Origin of the sequence: Dietzia sp. SLG310A2-38A2 (genome assembly GCF_014145095.1) — a bacterium.
Taxonomy (GTDB): Bacteria; Actinomycetota; Actinomycetes; order Mycobacteriales; family Mycobacteriaceae; genus Dietzia.
In genome coordinates, this window is record NZ_JAALDX010000169.1 from 9,494 (window position 1) to 24,560 (window position 15,067).

Consider the following 15,067-nt stretch of genomic DNA (forward strand, 5'->3'; position numbering starts at 1 on the left):
GAACCGGCAGCGTCGGGGCGGGCAGAACCGCGACGACCAGGCGTCGGGTCGACAGGATCAGGGTCAGCAGGGTGGCCGCGCTCGCGACCAGCAGTCGGGTGACCAGCAGAACCCCGACCAGCAGGGCCGTGACCAGCAGAGCGGGCGCGGCCGTAATCGCGACCAGCAGGCGGGCGACTCGGGCAACCAACGCAATCAGGGCAACCAGGGCAACCAGGGCAACCAGGGCGGCGACAACGGCCCGCGCGGCGACGGTCAGAATCGCGATGACGACGACGGGAGCGGCCGCGGTCGTCGGAGCCGTCGTCGGCGCGAGCGCAACCGCGGTGGTGGCGGCGGTCGTCCGCAGGAGGGCGAGACCGAGGTGCGGGACGACGACGTCCTTCAGCCGGTCGCCGGGATCCTCGACGTGCTGGACAACTACGCGTTCGTCCGCACCTCCGGCTACCTCGCGGGTTCGAACGACGTCTACGTCTCGATGAACATGATCCGCAAGCACGGCCTCCGTCGTGGCGACGCGATCGTTGGCGCGGTCAAGATGCCGCGGGACGGTCAGAGTGACGGCCAGGTCGACGGGCCGGGCGGCGGGCAGGGTGGCGGTCGTGGCGGCGGGCAGGGTGGCAAGAACCGGGCGAAGTTCAACCCCCTGGTCCGGATCGACTCGGTCAACGGCGGTCCCCTCGAGGACGCGCGCAATCGTCCGGAGTTCGGGAAGCTCACGCCGCTCTACCCCAACCAGCGTCTGCGCCTCGAGACCGAGAAGAACATCCTCTCGACCCGTGTGATCGACCTGATCATGCCGATCGGCAAGGGCCAGCGAGCACTGATCGTCTCTCCGCCCAAGGCGGGCAAGACCACGATCCTGCAGAACATCGCCAACTCGATCGCGGTCAACAACCCCGAATGCCATCTCATGGTCGTGCTCGTCGACGAGCGACCGGAGGAGGTGACCGACATGCAGCGGTCGGTCAAGGGTGAGGTCATCGCCTCGACCTTCGACCGTCCGCCGTCGGATCACACCCAGGTCGCCGAGCTCGCGATCGAGCGGGCCAAGCGTCTGGTGGAGATGGGGCAGGACGTCGTGGTCCTCCTCGACTCCATCACCCGACTGGGTCGCGCCTACAACAACTCGTCACCCGCGTCGGGGCGCATCCTGTCCGGTGGCGTCGACTCGACGGCGCTCTACCCGCCCAAGCGGTTCCTGGGGGCGGCGCGGAACATCGAGAACGGCGGGTCCCTGACCATCATCTCCACGGCGATGGTCGAGACCGGGTCCGCCGGCGACACGGTGATCTTCGAGGAGTTCAAGGGCACCGGCAACGCGGAACTCAAGCTGGACCGGCGCATCGCGGAGCGGCGCGTGTTCCCCGCGGTCGACGTGGGCCCCTCGGGCACGCGTAAGGAAGAGCTTCTGATGACGCCCGAGGAGGCCGGTGTCATGCACAAGCTGCGGCGCGTGCTGTCGGGCCTCGACTCGCACCAGGCCATCGACCTCCTGATGTCACAGCTGCGCAAGACCAACACCAACTACGAGTTCCTGTTGCAGGTGGCAAAGACGACTCCGACACTGCCGCAGGACGAGGAGTGACAGAGGCCCCTGGGCGATCGCCGTCCTCGGTCGACGACGTCCTCTCGGAGTACGGGGGCCTGGAGGCCCAGCTGTCGGACCCGGCACTCCACGAGGACCCGGCGGCCGCGCGCAGGGTGGGCAAGCGCTTCGCCGAGCTGACCCCGGTGGTGCAGTGCTACCGCGCGCTGGAGTCCACCCGGGGCGACCTGTCCGCGGCGCGTGAACTGGCCGGGGACGACTCCTCGTTCGCCGAGGAGGCCGAGCGACTAGCGTCCGAGGCCACGCGACTGGAGTCGCGGCTGGCCGACCTGTTGGCGCCGCGGGATCCCCACGACGCGGACGACGTGCTCATGGAGATCAAATCCGGCGAGGGCGGGGAGGAGTCGGCGCTGTTCGCGGCGGACCTGGCCCGCATGTACACGCGGTACGCGGAGAAGCACGGGTGGGTGGTCGAGGTCCTCGGGGTGACCGAGTCCGACCTGGGCGGATACAAGGACGCCTCGTTCTCGATCCGGTCCCGGCAGCCCTCGCGCGAGGGCGTGTGGTCGCGCCTGAAGTTCGAGGGCGGGGTGCACCGGGTCCAGCGGGTACCGGTCACCGAGTCGCAGGGCCGGGTCCACACGTCGGCCGCCGGGGTGCTCGTATTCCCTGAGCCCGAGGACGTGGGGCCGGTCGAGATCGACGAGTCGGACCTGCGGATCGACGTCTACCGCTCATCCGGCAAGGGCGGACAGGGTGTCAACACCACCGACTCGGCGGTGCGGATCACGCACCTGCCGACCGGAACCGTCGTCACGTGTCAGAACGAACGTAGTCAGCTACAGAACAAGCAACGCGCGCTCGAGGTTCTCGCCGCCCGGCTCCAGGCGGCGGCCGAGGAGGCCGCGAGCGCCGAAGCATCCGAGGGGAGATCCACCCAGGTCCGCACCGTCGACCGTTCGGAGCGGATCCGCACCTACAACTTCCCGGAGAACCGGATCGCGGATCACCGGGTCGGGTTCAAAGCGCACAATCTCGACGCCGTGCTCGACGGCGATCTCGACGCGGTCCTGGACGCCCTGGCCGTCGAGGACCGTCGCAGACGTATGGAAGACGCGTAGGCCGTGGACACCCGCCCCGTGCCGGCGACCGGGGTCGTGAGGTCGGCCGCGCGCGAGTTGCAGGCCGCCGGCATCGACTCTGCATTCGTGGAGGCGCAGTTGATCTGCGCGCACGTCCTGGGTGTCGAACGCTCCGCGCTCCCGCTGTCCGAGGGGGTGGACGCCACCGGCGTCGCCGAGGTCGGGAGGATAGTCGCCGCCCGCACACTCGATCGCACCCCGCTCCAGTACCTGCTGGGCCGGGCCGTGTCGGGGCATCTCGAACTCGTGGTGGGCCCGGGCGTCTTCATCCCCAGACCGGAGACGGAACTGCTCGTCGAGGACACGCTGTCCGCGCTTCGGTCTCCGGATGTCGGACCGGGCCCGGTCATCGTGGACCTCTGCGCCGGTAGTGGCACGCTGGCCCTCGAGATCGCCCACGCGAGGCCCGATGCGCGGGTCCACGCCGTGGAGCTGCACGAGCAGGCGCTCGGGTGGCTCCGGCGGAACGCCGCCGAACGGGCCGCAGCGGGGGACACCCCGGTCATGGTGCACGCGGGGGACGCCACGGATCCCGACCTACTGGCGGACCTGTCGGGCCGGGTCGACGCGGTCGTGTCCAACCCGCCGTACGTCCCGGAGACCGACGAGCTCCCGGTGGACGTGCTCGGGCACGAACCGCAGACCGCACTGTTCGGGGGAGCCGACGGCCTCGCCGTCATCACGCCGCTCGTCGGAGTCGCGGCCGGCCTCCTGGCTCCGGGAGGGCACCTGGCGGTGGAACACGACGACACGACCGGGGCCGCCGTCGCGGCGGTGGTCTGGGCGCAGGGATGCTTCGGTACCGTGGAACAGCACACCGACCTCGCCGGACGTCCGCGGTTCGTCACCGCGACGAGACTCGATCATTCAGGCGGCGATCGTCCCGACGACGACGAGGTCGACCCGACAGCCCGGAAGGGGATCACCCGGTGACCATCACCTACGACTGCACCGAGGACACCGGTCGGGAGGTCGGCCTCAGTTCCGCGGCCGGCGCTCTGCGCGCCGGTCGGCTCGTCGTGACCCCCACGGACACCCTCTACGGCATCGCCGCCGACGCTTTCGACCCGGATGCGGTCACCCTCCTGCTCTCTGCCAAGCGCCGCGGCCCGGACATGCCGGTCCCCGTCCTGGTGGGATCCTGGGAGACGATCGACGGCCTGGTCGTGAGCACGCCGGCGTCAGCGCGCGACCTGATCCGCGCTTTCTGGCCCGGTGGTCTGAGCCTGATCGTGCACCAGGCGCCGTCACTGAACTGGAATCTCGGACACACCCAGGGCACCGTGATGCTCCGGATGCCGCTGCACCCCGTCGCGATCGAGCTCCTGCGCGAGGTCGGCCCCCTCGCCGTCTCCAGTGCCAACGTCTCCGGCCAACCTCCGGCCACGACGGTCGCGCAGGCGCGTGACCAACTCGGGGACTCGGTCGCGGTCTACCTCGACGGCGGCCCCTGCGCGGTCGGTGAGCCCTCGACGATCGTCGACCTCACCTCACCGGCGCCCCGGATCGTCCGGGAGGGGGCCGTGAGCGCGGAGCGTGTCGGGGAGGTCCTGGGGACCGACCCCGCGGCCCTGCGCGGCTGACCGGCGTGGGCATCGGGGTCCCGTTCCGCGAGCTGCTGCTCATCGCGGTAGCGGCCGGCCTGGTCACCTTCGTCGTCACGGGCCTGGTCAGGGGAGTGGCACCGGCGATCGGCGGCCTGGCCTACCCCCGCGACAGGGACGTGCACGTGGTGCCGACGCCCCGCCTCGGTGGGGTCGGCATCTTCACCGGGATGCTGGTCGCGGTCTACCTGGCCGCACAGCTTCCGGCCCTCAACAGGGCGTTCCCACCGTTCGCCCCGGACGTGGAGGCGACGATCATCGCGGGCGGGGTGATCGTGCTGGTGGGAATCGTCGACGACATCCTCGGGCTTGGAGCGGTCACCAAGCTCGCAGGTCAAGCGGCAGCGGCCGGCGTGCTGGTGGCCATGGGCGTGTCGTGGACGCTGGTGTACATCCCGTTCGGGGACGGCAACATCCTCGTCCTGGACCAACTCCAGGCGGGTCTGCTCACGGTGGTCTTCACCCTGACGATCGTCAACGCGATGAACTTCGTCGACGGCTTGGACGGCCTGGCCGCCGGGCTCGGCGCCATAGCGGCCTTGGCGATCTGCGTGTTCTCCGTCGGGATCATGCTCGACCAGGGCGGCACCGTCGGGGCGTACCCTCCGGCACTAGTGACCGCCGTCCTCGCCGGGGCGTTGCTGGGCTTCCTGCCACACAACTTCCAACCCGCCAGGATCTTCATGGGCGATTCGGGCTCGATGCTGATCGGCCTCGTCCTCGCCGCGGCCTCCACCAGCGCGTCCGGGAAGATCTCCCAGAGCCTGTACGGGCCGCAGGAGATGATCGTCCTGCTCTCGCCGATGATCGTGGTCGCGGCCGCCATGTTCGTGCCGATGCTCGACCTGGTCCTGGCGGTGGTCCGCCGGGTCGGTGCCGGGCGGAGTCCGTTCGCCCCCGACAAGATGCATCTCCATCACCGCCTGCTCGACCTCGGTCACTCCCATCGGCGGGTCGCGTTGGTCATCTACGCCTGGGTCTCACTCATAGCGTTCGGTGCGGTCGGGGCGACCATGCTCCCGACCGAGGTGATCGTCCCGCTCGCGGCGGCCGGACTCATCGCGGTCCTCGCCGCCACCCTGGTCCCGCGTCTGCGGAGTTCGCGGGGCGAGCGCAACACGAGTGGCCCGGGGAGCTCCCGCTAGGCTGCTCGCCATGACGGATATCCCCGCGACACCCGCGCAGCCCGCCGAAAGCCCACACACAGCAGGCCTCCGTAAGGCAGTGCGGCTCGGCGCGGTCGCGCTCGTCGTGCTCACCGTGATCAGTGCGGCCGCATGGACCGCGATCGACGGGACCCCCGGGCTGTGGGGCGCGCTGATGGGCGCCGCGGTGGGCGGCGCGTTCGTGCTCACCACCGCGATCGTGGTCATCGCCACGGCGCACTCGGCGCCGCAGACGACCGCCGCCGTCGTCCTGGGGACCTGGCTGGTCAAACTTCTCGCCGCCATGGGGGTCGTGGCGGCGCTCTCACGATTCGACTTCTACTCGCGGCCCGCCTTCGCCGTGACGGTCATCGCCGCGCTGATCGTGGTCCTGGCGGGGGAGACGTGGGCAGTCCTCAAGACCCGGGCTCCGTACGTGGAGCCCGATGCCGGCTGACGGGTCCCCCTGTCGCACCCGGCCGAGACCAGGGTGTTATCCTCATCTGCGGTGAGACGAGCACGTCACCGGGCTGCCCTGCGGCCCGAGACGTTCGCGCGGAATCCCAACTCGGCCGCGAAGACCGGGCCACTCGTACCGAACGAGCTCGGGCGCCAGTCGCCCAACACGACCAGGGGAGAACACACTGAGTACCACGCTTCTGGCCTTCAAGGGCGAGTTTCACCCCCCGAACATTGACTACGAGTTCTTCCCGGCCGATCAGTGGTTGACCGGATTCGCCGGCGACGCCTTCGTCCTGGACCGGCTCATGATCGTCCGCTTGCTCATGACGGTCGTGCTGCTGGGTCTGTTCATGTTCGCCATGCGGAATCCCAGGCTCGTGCCCCGTGGCATCCAGAACGTCGTGGAGGTTTTCCTCGACTTCGTCCGGATCCACATCTCGGAAGAGATCCTCGGCAAGGAACAGGGTCGTCGTTTCCTCCCGATCATCGCGACGATCTTCTTCTCGGTGGTCGCGATGAACCTGCCGGCGATCATCCCGGGGCTCAACATCTCACCGAACGCCAGAATCGGCTTCCCGCTGGTCCTCGCACTCCTGGGATACGTGACCTTCATCTACGCCGGTTCCAAGCGCTACGGGTTCGCCAAGTTCGTCAAGGCGAGCGTCGTCATCCCCAACCTGCCCCCCGCGCTGCACCTGCTGGTCGTCCCGATCGAACTGGTGTCGACCTTCATCCTGCGTCCGGCGACGCTGACCATCCGTCTCATGGCCAACATGCTGGCGGGTCACCTGATCCTGGTCCTGCTGTTCAGCGCCACGAACTTCTTCTTCTGGCAGTTCAACGGATGGTCGCTGATGGCGGTGGGGACCTCGCTTGTGTCGGTTGCCTTCACGTTGTTCGAACTGTTGGTGATCTTCCTCCAGGCCTACATCTTCGCGCTGCTGGTCGCGGTCTACATCGACCTCGCACTCCACGCGGAAAGCCACTAGAACTCGGGCCGAGAGGCCTGGTACGACCACCTGTCAATCCGACAATTCACGTCCGACCGGTGCGGGAAAGCCCGCGCCGGCCATCTGAAAGGGAAACCCCATGGACATCGTCACTCTCGCCCAGGCCACCGAGTCGACCGTGAGCGGTTACGGCGCGATCGGCTACGGCCTCGCCGCCATCGGCCCCGGCATCGGCATCGGCATCCTCGTCGGCAAGACCGTCGAGGGCATGGCCCGTCAGCCCGAGATGGCCGGCACCCTCCGTACCACGATGTTCCTCGGTATCGCTTTCACCGAGGCGCTCGCCCTGATCGGTATCGTCGCCGGCTTCCTGTTCTGATCGACGACCACCGACCTCGTAGGGACGCACCATGAACAACGTCATCGCCATCTTGGCGGCCGAGGGTGGAGAATCACTCCCCCTGGAGGACAGCCCCAACCCGCTGATTCCTCCGCTGTATGACATCGTCTGGTCGCTCATCCCGCTCGCCGTCATCCTCTGGCTCTTCTGGAAGTTCATCCTTCCGAAGTTCCAGCAGGTTCTCGACGAGCGTTCCGAGCGCATCGAAGGCGGTCTGCGTCGTGCCGAGCAGACCCAGGCCGAGGCGAAGGAGGAGCTGGCCAAGTACAAGGCCCAGCTCGCCGAGGCGCGCAGCGAAGCGGCCAAGATCCGCGACGACGCGCGTGCCCAGGGTCAGCAGATCCTCGCGGACATGAAGACCGAGGCGCAGGCGGAGAGCGATCGCATCGTCGCCGCGGGCAACCAGCAACTGGCAGCGCAGCGCCAGCAGATCATCGCGGAGCTCCGCAGTGACCTGGGTCGTCAGTCGGTGGATCTCGCGGAGCGGCTCATGGGTGAGCAGCTGTCGGATCCGGTCCGGCGTTCGGGCACCATCGATCGCTTTCTGGCAGACCTCGACCGGGTCCCCGGCGCGGGCAAGAACTAAGGGAAGTGGAGCCGATGCACGCAGCGAGTCGCGAAGCGCTCGACCAGACCCGGAGCGAACTGGAGCAGACCCTGGCGGCGAACCCGTCCGGGGGAGCGACAGGCGCGAAGGTGGGCCAGGAACTCTTCGAGGTCGTGCGCGTCCTCGAGGACAACCGTGCCCTCCGGGTGTCCGTGGCCGACACCGCGGCCCCGGTGGAGGCCCGACAGGACCTGGTCCGTGGGGTGTTCGGGTGGAAGGTCGACCAGACCACCCTCGATCTACTGCTCGCTGCGGTGTCGCGGGACTGGTCCAACCCGCGTGAGTTGCGGGAGGGCCTGATTCTGCTCGGCCGTGAGGCGCTCCTGCGGTCGGCGGATCAGCAGGGCCAACTCCAGGCGGTCGAGGACGAGTTGTTCCGGCTCGGCCGCATCGTCGCCGGCGATCCCCAGTTCGAGCAGCTGCTGGCGGATCGGACCGCGGATGCGGGCGCCAAGCGGGGGCTGCTCGCGGAGGTCCTGTACGGCAAGGTCACCGCGGTGACCGAGGCGCTCGCCTCCCAGGCCGTGGACCGCCCGTCCGGCATGCCCGCGGACGACATCATGGAGATCTCGACCCAGGCCGCGGAGTTGCGCGGTCGCTCCGTGGCGGTGGTGACCAGCGCCGAGCCGCTGACCGAGCAGCAGTCGGATGATCTCAGGGCTCGTCTGGCATCGCTGTACGGGCGGGAGATCGCCATCCACAACGATGTCGATCAGGCACTCCTGGGCGGCGTGGTCGTCCGAGTCGGTGACGAGATCATCGACGGTAGCGTGGCAGGGCGGCTCGACGCGATGCGTCGATCCCTTCGCTGACCGGCCGGTCCGGCACAAGACGAGCTGCGACTCGGCCGTGTTCCAGCGGTAGCGGCTCAGGTAAACACCCATAAAGCACATCCCGACTTTGAGAGCAGGAATGACATGGCGGAGTTGACGATCTCCTCCGAAGAGATCCGCAGCGCGATTGCGAATTACACCTCGACCGTTTCGACCGACGCGACGAAGGAGGAGGTCGGCGTCGTCGTCGACACCGGTGACGGCATCGCGCACATCAGCGGACTCCCTTCGGCGATGGCCAACGAGCTGCTGGAGTTCCCCGGCGGGATCCTCGGTGTCGCACTGAACCTCGAGGACCGCGAGATCGGTGCGGTCATCCTCGGCAACTTCGACGAGATCGCCCAGGGTCAGGAGGTGCGCCGCACCGGGAACGTCCTCTCCGTGCCCGTCGGCGACGGATTCCTCGGCCGCGTCGTCAACCCGCTCGGCAAGCCCATCGACGGCCTCGGTGACATCGAGTCCGCCGGGACCCGCGCCCTGGAGCTGCAGGCACCGTCCGTGCTGGAGCGTCAGCCGGTCGAGGAGCCGATGCAGACCGGCATCAAGGCCATCGACGCCATGACGCCGATCGGACGTGGACAGCGTCAGCTCATCATCGGTGACCGCAAGACCGGCAAGACCGCGGTCTGCATCGACGCCATCCTCAACCAGAAGGCCAACTGGGAGTCGGGCGACAAGACCAAGCAGCTCCGTTGCATCTACGTCGCGATCGGCCAGAAGGGCTCCACCATCGCGGGCGTCAAGGCGACGCTCGAGGAGAACGGCGCGATGGAGTACACCACCATCGTGGCGGCTCCGGCCTCCGACTCCGCCGGCTTCAAGTGGCTGGCGCCGTTCACCGGTTCCGCCATCGGCCAGCACTGGATGTACGAGGGCGCGCACGTCCTGGTCGTGTTCGACGACCTGTCCAAGCAGGCCGACGCCTACCGTGCGATCTCGCTGCTGCTGCGCCGCCCGCCGGGTCGAGAGGCCTACCCGGGTGACGTCTTCTACCTGCACTCCCGGTTGCTCGAGCGCTGTGCCAAGCTCTCCGACGAGATGGGCGGCGGGTCGCTGACGGGTCTGCCGATCATCGAGACCAAGGCCAACGACGTCTCGGCGTTCATCCCGACCAACGTCATCTCCATCACCGACGGCCAGGTCTTCCTCGAGTCCGACCTGTTCAACCGCGGCGTGCGCCCGGCGGTCAACGTCGGTATCTCCGTCTCGCGAGTCGGCGGCGCCGCCCAGACCAAGGGCATGAAGAAGGTCTCCGGTTCGCTGCGTCTCGATCTGGCCGCCTACCGCGACCTCGAGTCGTTCGCGACCTTCGCGTCGGACCTCGACGCCGCGTCCAAGGCCCAGCTCGAGCGTGGTCAGCGCCTGGTGGAGATCCTCAAGCAGGACCAGAACTCGCCCGTGGCCGTGGAGGATCAGATCGTCTCGATCTACCTCGCCGGCGAGGGCTTCTACGACACCGTTCCCGTCGAGGACGTCCGTCGCTTCGAGGGTGAGCTCCTCGAGAGCCTGCGGCACTCCGCATCCGACGTCTACAGCCAGATCGACGGCGGGGCCGCTCTCTCCGACGAGTCCAAGGCGACTCTCGAGGCCAAGACCAACGAGTTCAAGGAGGGCTTCGTCGCCTCCGACGGCTCGCGGGTGGTCAACGAGCCGGAGGCCGAGGCGCTCTCGGAGGACGAGATCGATCGTGAGACCCTGACGGTCACCAAGAAGAAGAAGGCCTGAGGCCTGCGATGACAGCCATCCGATTCAAGGCCGAGAGGAGAGTGATCTGACGCAATGGCGAACATGCGTGAACTACGCGACCGGATCAAGTCGGTCAACTCGACCAAGAAGATCACCAAGGCCCAGGAGCTGATCGCCACCTCGCAGATCTCCAAGGCCCAGGCGAGGGTCGCGGCGGCCCAGCCGTTCGCCGATCAGATCACGGCCATCCTGACCGACCTCGCGAGTGCATCGTCGGTCCAGCACAGGATGCTCAACGAGCCGGAGGACCCCAAGCGTTCCGCCGTGCTCGTGGTGACCTCGGACCGCGGGATGTGTGGCGGGTACAACCACAACGTCCTCAAGGAGGCCGCCGAGCTCATCGCGTTCCTCGAGGACGCCGGCCGCGAGGTCGACATCTACGTGTTGGGCAACAAGGGGATCGTGTACTACACCTTCCGCGAGGTCGAACTCGCCGGAGCGTGGCAGGGACATTCCCAGAAGCCCGACTACCAGGAAGCCCGTCCGGCCTTCCAGCTGCTGTCCGCCGCCTTTGCGGCCGGCGGCGAGGAGACGTTCGACGCGACAGAGTTCCTCGGCAGCGACTACCCCGGGGATACCACCCGTAAGGGCGTCGACGAGGTCCACATCGTCTACACCCAGTTCAAGTCGATGCTCACGCAGACCCCGCGTGCTCGGCGTCTGGCCCCGATCGAGACCCGTGTCGAGATCGAGGAAATGGATCTGGGTGAGGACTACATGGACTCGCCCGAGGCGGAGTTCAAGCCGGAGGTCACCTTCGAGCCCGACGCGGACACTCTGCTCGACAACCTCCTCCCGAGGTACATGTCGACCAGGGCCTTCGCGTCACTGCTCGAGTCCGCGGCGTCGGAGTCGGCGGCACGCCGCACGGCCATGAAGTCGGCGACGGACAACGCGACCGAACTGGTGGAAGGCCTGAGCCGCGAGGCCAACCAGGCCCGCCAGGCACAGATCACCCAGGAAATCAGCGAGATTGTCGGTGGCGCTGGTGCGCTCGCCGCTAGCGCAGGAAGTGACTAAGCAATGACCACAGCTGTTACCGATCAGAGCACGACGGGCACGGCCGGTCTCACCGGTCGGGTCGCCCGCGTCCTGGGTGCGGTCGTCGACGTGGAATTCCCGCGTGGCGCCCTCCCGGCCCTCTTCAACGCCCTCACCACCGAGATCACCCTCGAGGCCGTCGCCAAGACGGTGACCTTCGAGGTCGCCCAGCACCTCGGCGACAACATGGTGCGCTGCATCTCCATGCAGTCCACCGACGGACTCGTCCGTGGCGCGGAGGTCGTCGACTCGGGTAAGCCGATCTCGGTCCCCGTGGGCGACGTCGTCAAGGGGCACGTCTTCAACGCCCTCGGCGACTGCCTCGACGCCCCCGGCACCGGCCGGGACGGTGAGCAGTGGGGTATCCACCGCGAGCCGCCCGCCTTCGACCAGCTCGAGGGTAAGACCGAGATCCTCGAGACCGGCGTGAAGGTCATCGACCTCCTGACCCCGTACGTCAAGGGTGGCAAGATCGGCCTCTTCGGTGGTGCCGGTGTCGGCAAGACCGTGCTGATCCAGGAGATGATCACCCGTATCGCCCGGGAGTTCTCCGGCACGTCGGTGTTCGCCGGCGTCGGTGAGCGCACCCGTGAGGGCACGGACCTGTTCCTCGAGATGGAGGAGATGGGTGTCCTCCAGGACACCGCCCTGGTGTTCGGCCAGATGGACGAGCCGCCGGGGACGCGTATGCGCGTCGCCCTCTCGGCCCTGACCATGGCCGAGTACTTCCGTGACGTGCAGGGACAGGACGTCCTGCTGTTCGTCGACAACATCTTCCGTTTCACGCAGGCCGGTTCCGAGGTCTCGACCCTGCTCGGTCGCATGCCGTCCGCCGTCGGTTACCAGCCGACCCTCGCGGACGAGATGGGCATGCTGCAGGAGCGGATCACCTCGACCCGTGGCCGGTCGATCACCTCACTCCAGGCGATCTACGTCCCCGCCGACGACTACACCGACCCGGCGCCCGCGACCACGTTCGCCCACCTCGACGCCACCACGGAGCTCTCCCGCTCCATCGCGTCGAAGGGCATCTACCCGGCCGTGGACCCGCTCACCTCGACCTCCCGGATCCTCGAGCCGGGCATCGTGGGCGAGGAGCACTACCGCGTGGCCCAGCAGGTCATCCAGATCCTGCAGAAGTACAAGGAGCTGCAGGACATCATCGCCATCCTCGGCATGGACGAGCTCTCCGAGGAGGACAAGGTCACCGTTCAGCGTGCCCGTCGCCTCGAGCGCTTCCTCGGCCAGAACTTCCTGGTCGCCGAGAAGTTCACCGGTCAGGTCGGCTCGGTCGTCCCGCTGTCGGACACCATCGAGGCGTTCGACAAGCTGTGCAAGGGCGAGCTGGACCACCTCCCGGAGCAGGCGTTCAACGGTATCGGCGGTCTGGACGATGTCGAGGCGGCCGCCAAGAAGCTCTCGGGGAAGTGACCGCTGACCATGGCTGACATCGAAGTCGAGTTCGTGACGGTCGAGCGCCGTTTCTGGTCCGGTACCGCCACCATGGTGGTCGCCAAGACCACCGAGGGCGAGATCGGTATCCAGTCCGGGCACGAGCCGCTGCTCGGCGAGCTGGACGCCGGTGGCACCGTGACGGTCTACACGGACGAGGGCAAGAAGGTCGCCGCCGTGCAGGGCGGGTTTCTCTCCGTGACAGCGAACAAGGTCAGCATCCTCGGCGAGACCGCGGAGTGGTCGGAGTCCATCGACCGCGCCGAGGCCGAGCGTGCGCTGTCCGAGGCAGGGGACGACCCGGCGGCTGCCGCAGCCGCACGCGGTCGCCTCCGGGCGGTCGAGAAGGCCGGCGCCTAGCAGTACGATACGGTCCGCCCGTGACCTGATGGCCGCGGCCACCGGAAGGGGTTGAGCAGATGGCGATCACCGGGATCATTCTCGGTGTCGTCGTGCTGCTCGTCCTCGCCCCGGTGGTCGCGGCCATCGTGTATCGGTTGGTCTTCGTCCGCCGGGATTCCACCTCGGTTCTCGTCAAACGCGACGGAGGAGAGGCGTGGCGCCACGGTGCCGTCCGGTATTCCGATACCGATCTGGCGTTCTACCGGTTGCTGAGCGTGCGGTTCGGGGCGGACGTCCGTCTGGACCGTAAGAGCCTCGAACTGGGCCCGCGGCGCCAGCCGACTGGTGACGAACTCGACGTGGCCGAGTCGGGGGAGCTGATCGTGTCCTTCTCCGGCCACGACCGCAGGGGCGGCATCAGGGAGGGCCAACTGTGTGTGGGTCCTGCCGAGCTGACCGCTCTGCTGGCGTGGGTGGAGGCCTGCTCCACCGAACAGGTCCGTTCTCCGGCCCGCCGTCGGCGCTGACGGCGTAGAGGGCCGTCCGGCCCATCCCGATTCCAGGAGGAACCGTGCGTCTCGTCGTCGCCACCTGTCAGGTCGACTACGTCGGCCGTCTGACGGCCCACCTGCCCATGGCACCCAGACTGCTCCTGGTCAAGGCGGACGGATCCGTCAGCGTGCACGCCGACGACCGCGCGTACAAGCCGCTCAACTGGATGACGCCACCCTGCTCGCTGGTCGAGCAGGAGCACCCGGAGGACCCCGGGCACCTCCTCTGGATCGTGGAGAACAAGGCCGGGGAACAGCTCCGCATCACGCTCACCGAGATCCACCACGACTCCCGTCACGAGCTCGGCGTGGACCCCGGTCTGGTGAAGGACGGGGTCGAGGCTCATCTCCAGGAGCTGCTGGCCGAACACATCGAGACTCTGGGCCCGGGGTACAGCCTGGTCCGACGCGAGTACATGACCGCGATCGGTCCGGTCGACATCCTGGGTCGGGACGCCGAGGGCGTCACCGTGGCCGTGGAGATCAAGCGCCGGGGTGAGATCGACGGTGTGGAGCAGCTCTCGCGTTACCTGGAACTGCTCAACCGCGATCCGCTCCTGTCCCCGGTGAGCGGCGTGTTCGCCGCCCAGGTGATCAAACCGCAGGCCAGGACACTCGCCGAGGACCGCGGCATCCGCTGCGTGACGCTCGACTACGACTCGCTCCGCGGGATCGAGTCGACGGACCTGCGGCTGTTCTGAGGGCAGGGGACCGGGTGCCGAGACGTCACAGACGCGTGGGTGCGGATCGTGCGATGCCCCGGCGCGAGGGACCCGGAGGCGGTGCCCTCGAGTCCGGACCGTCGGGAGACCCGGACGACTACCACGTCCGGCGTGTCCCCGGCTCGCGTGCCGGGAAGGACTACCGGTGCCCGGGTTGTGACCAGGTGGTCACCGCCGGCACCCCGCACGTGGTGGCGTGGCCGGACCGGCCCGGGGGCGACGACGAACGTCGCCACTGGCACAGCGGATGCTGGTCCGGGAGGGCCAACCGGGGTCTCACCCGTCGGTGGAGCTGAGCTGCGGGTCGACCAGCCCCGGGTCGGCGGGCATGACCGGATCGTCGTCCAGGCGGCCGGGAATGGGCTCCAGCCGGGCACGGATCGCCGCCAGATCGGCGAGTATGCGCTCTCGCACCGACCGCAGCTCCTCGGTGTGGCGACGCGCCGTGGAGACCAGGGAGGCAGCCTCGGACTCGGCGCGGCCGGTGGTCTCGCGCGCCTGCTCCTCGGCCTCCCGCCGGA

17 protein-coding genes and 1 pseudogene are annotated in these 15,067 nt (G+C 68.3%); 17 read left to right on the forward strand and 1 reads right to left on the reverse strand.

The features are described 5' to 3' along the window. The 17 genes from rho to G6027_RS18675 all read left to right on the forward strand — a co-directional run. Positions 1–1,588, forward strand: a 1,588-nt coding sequence (gene rho, locus G6027_RS06690; protein ID WP_182636493.1) for a transcription termination factor Rho, incomplete at its 5' end; no start/stop codon positions are given. After that, positions 1,585–2,670: a peptide chain release factor 1 gene (gene prfA, locus G6027_RS06695; RefSeq protein ID WP_182636494.1), complete on the forward strand. Its 1,086-nt coding sequence runs from the start codon at positions 1,585–1,587 to the stop codon at positions 2,668–2,670. The genes rho and prfA, both read left to right, overlap by 4 nt. A gap of 3 nt (positions 2,671–2,673) precedes the next feature. After that, the gene (gene prmC / locus G6027_RS06700) at positions 2,674–3,624 is read left to right on the forward strand and encodes a peptide chain release factor N(5)-glutamine methyltransferase (RefSeq protein WP_346995646.1); all 951 of its coding nucleotides are present in this window, start codon (positions 2,674–2,676) and stop codon (positions 3,622–3,624) included. After that, a complete protein-coding gene (locus G6027_RS06705) occupies positions 3,621–4,274 on the forward strand; it encodes an L-threonylcarbamoyladenylate synthase (RefSeq protein ID WP_182636495.1) in 654 nt (217 codons plus the stop codon). Before prmC ends, G6027_RS06705 begins: the two co-directional genes overlap by 4 nt. Before the next feature lie 5 nt (positions 4,275–4,279). Further along, a complete protein-coding gene (locus tag G6027_RS06710) occupies positions 4,280–5,440 on the forward strand; it encodes an MraY family glycosyltransferase (protein ID WP_346995647.1) in 1,161 nt (386 codons plus the stop codon). A gap of 10 nt (positions 5,441–5,450) precedes the next feature. Beyond that, entirely contained in the window at positions 5,451–5,897 is a 447-nt protein-coding gene (locus tag G6027_RS06715) for a hypothetical protein (RefSeq protein WP_182636496.1), read from the forward strand. Between the two features lie 268 nt (positions 5,898–6,165). Next, positions 6,166–6,891 carry a F0F1 ATP synthase subunit A gene (gene atpB / locus G6027_RS06720; RefSeq protein WP_241726887.1) on the forward strand — a complete coding sequence of 242 codons (726 nt, stop codon included), beginning with the start codon at positions 6,166–6,168 and terminating at the stop codon, positions 6,889–6,891. Positions 6,892–6,991: 100 nt separating this feature from the next. Then, positions 6,992–7,231: an ATP synthase F0 subunit C gene (locus G6027_RS06725; RefSeq protein ID WP_107747337.1), complete on the forward strand. Its 240-nt coding sequence runs from the start codon at positions 6,992–6,994 to the stop codon at positions 7,229–7,231. Between the two features lie 31 nt (positions 7,232–7,262). After that, a complete protein-coding gene (locus G6027_RS06730; RefSeq protein ID WP_179525554.1) occupies positions 7,263–7,838 on the forward strand; it encodes a F0F1 ATP synthase subunit B in 576 nt (191 codons plus the stop codon). Positions 7,839–7,852: 14 nt separating this feature from the next. Next, positions 7,853–8,671, forward strand: a complete 819-nt coding sequence (locus G6027_RS06735; RefSeq protein WP_182636497.1) for a F0F1 ATP synthase subunit delta — start codon at positions 7,853–7,855, stop codon at positions 8,669–8,671. Positions 8,672–8,776: 105 nt separating this feature from the next. Next, positions 8,777–10,417, forward strand: coding sequence for a F0F1 ATP synthase subunit alpha (atpA, locus tag G6027_RS06740; RefSeq protein ID WP_182636498.1), 1,641 nt, complete (start codon positions 8,777–8,779; stop codon positions 10,415–10,417). Positions 10,418–10,471: 54 nt separating this feature from the next. Beyond that, positions 10,472–11,458, forward strand: coding sequence for a F0F1 ATP synthase subunit gamma (locus tag G6027_RS06745; protein WP_182636499.1), 987 nt, complete (start codon positions 10,472–10,474; stop codon positions 11,456–11,458). A gap of 3 nt (positions 11,459–11,461) precedes the next feature. Continuing rightward, positions 11,462–12,910: a F0F1 ATP synthase subunit beta gene (gene atpD / locus G6027_RS06750; RefSeq protein ID WP_107747342.1), complete on the forward strand. Its 1,449-nt coding sequence runs from the start codon at positions 11,462–11,464 to the stop codon at positions 12,908–12,910. 9 nt (positions 12,911–12,919) lie between these two features. Continuing rightward, positions 12,920–13,291 carry a F0F1 ATP synthase subunit epsilon gene (locus G6027_RS06755; RefSeq protein ID WP_182636500.1) on the forward strand — a complete coding sequence of 124 codons (372 nt, stop codon included), beginning with the start codon at positions 12,920–12,922 and terminating at the stop codon, positions 13,289–13,291. Positions 13,292–13,350: 59 nt separating this feature from the next. Beyond that, positions 13,351–13,800, forward strand: a complete 450-nt coding sequence (locus tag G6027_RS06760) for a DUF2550 family protein (RefSeq protein ID WP_182636501.1) — start codon at positions 13,351–13,353, stop codon at positions 13,798–13,800. A 44-nt stretch (positions 13,801–13,844) separates the two neighbouring features. After that, positions 13,845–14,525: an endonuclease NucS gene (nucS, locus tag G6027_RS06765; protein WP_182636502.1), complete on the forward strand. Its 681-nt coding sequence runs from the start codon at positions 13,845–13,847 to the stop codon at positions 14,523–14,525. A 53-nt stretch (positions 14,526–14,578) separates the two neighbouring features. Further along, positions 14,579–14,842, forward strand: a complete 264-nt coding sequence (locus G6027_RS18675) for an ATP/GTP-binding protein (RefSeq protein WP_241726888.1) — start codon at positions 14,579–14,581, stop codon at positions 14,840–14,842. Here G6027_RS18675 and G6027_RS06770 read toward each other — a convergent pair. Next, positions 14,823–15,067 (reverse strand): annotated as a pseudogene (locus tag G6027_RS06770) (hypothetical protein); the annotation flags it as partial. The gene G6027_RS18675 and the pseudogene G6027_RS06770 overlap by 20 nt on opposite strands.

What these genes read in the sequence shown, in the direction of transcription:
- atpD (WP_107747342.1), top strand. Translation starts at nt 11,462, where the DNA reads ATGACCACAGCTGTTACCGATCAGAGCACGACGGGCACGGCCGGTCTC.
- G6027_RS06725 (WP_107747337.1), top strand. Translation starts at nt 6,992, where the DNA reads ATGGACATCGTCACTCTCGCCCAGGCCACCGAGTCGACCGTGAGCGGT.
- G6027_RS06730 (WP_179525554.1), top strand. Translation starts at nt 7,263, where the DNA reads ATGAACAACGTCATCGCCATCTTGGCGGCCGAGGGTGGAGAATCACTC.
- G6027_RS06745 (WP_182636499.1), top strand. Translation starts at nt 10,472, where the DNA reads ATGGCGAACATGCGTGAACTACGCGACCGGATCAAGTCGGTCAACTCG.
- G6027_RS06735 (WP_182636497.1), top strand. Translation starts at nt 7,853, where the DNA reads ATGCACGCAGCGAGTCGCGAAGCGCTCGACCAGACCCGGAGCGAACTG.
- atpA (WP_182636498.1), top strand. Translation starts at nt 8,777, where the DNA reads ATGGCGGAGTTGACGATCTCCTCCGAAGAGATCCGCAGCGCGATTGCG.
- G6027_RS18675 (WP_241726888.1), top strand. Translation starts at nt 14,579, where the DNA reads ATGCCCCGGCGCGAGGGACCCGGAGGCGGTGCCCTCGAGTCCGGACCG.
- G6027_RS06715 (WP_182636496.1), top strand. Translation starts at nt 5,451, where the DNA reads ATGACGGATATCCCCGCGACACCCGCGCAGCCCGCCGAAAGCCCACAC.
- G6027_RS06760 (WP_182636501.1), top strand. Translation starts at nt 13,351, where the DNA reads ATGGCGATCACCGGGATCATTCTCGGTGTCGTCGTGCTGCTCGTCCTC.
- G6027_RS06755 (WP_182636500.1), top strand. Translation starts at nt 12,920, where the DNA reads ATGGCTGACATCGAAGTCGAGTTCGTGACGGTCGAGCGCCGTTTCTGG.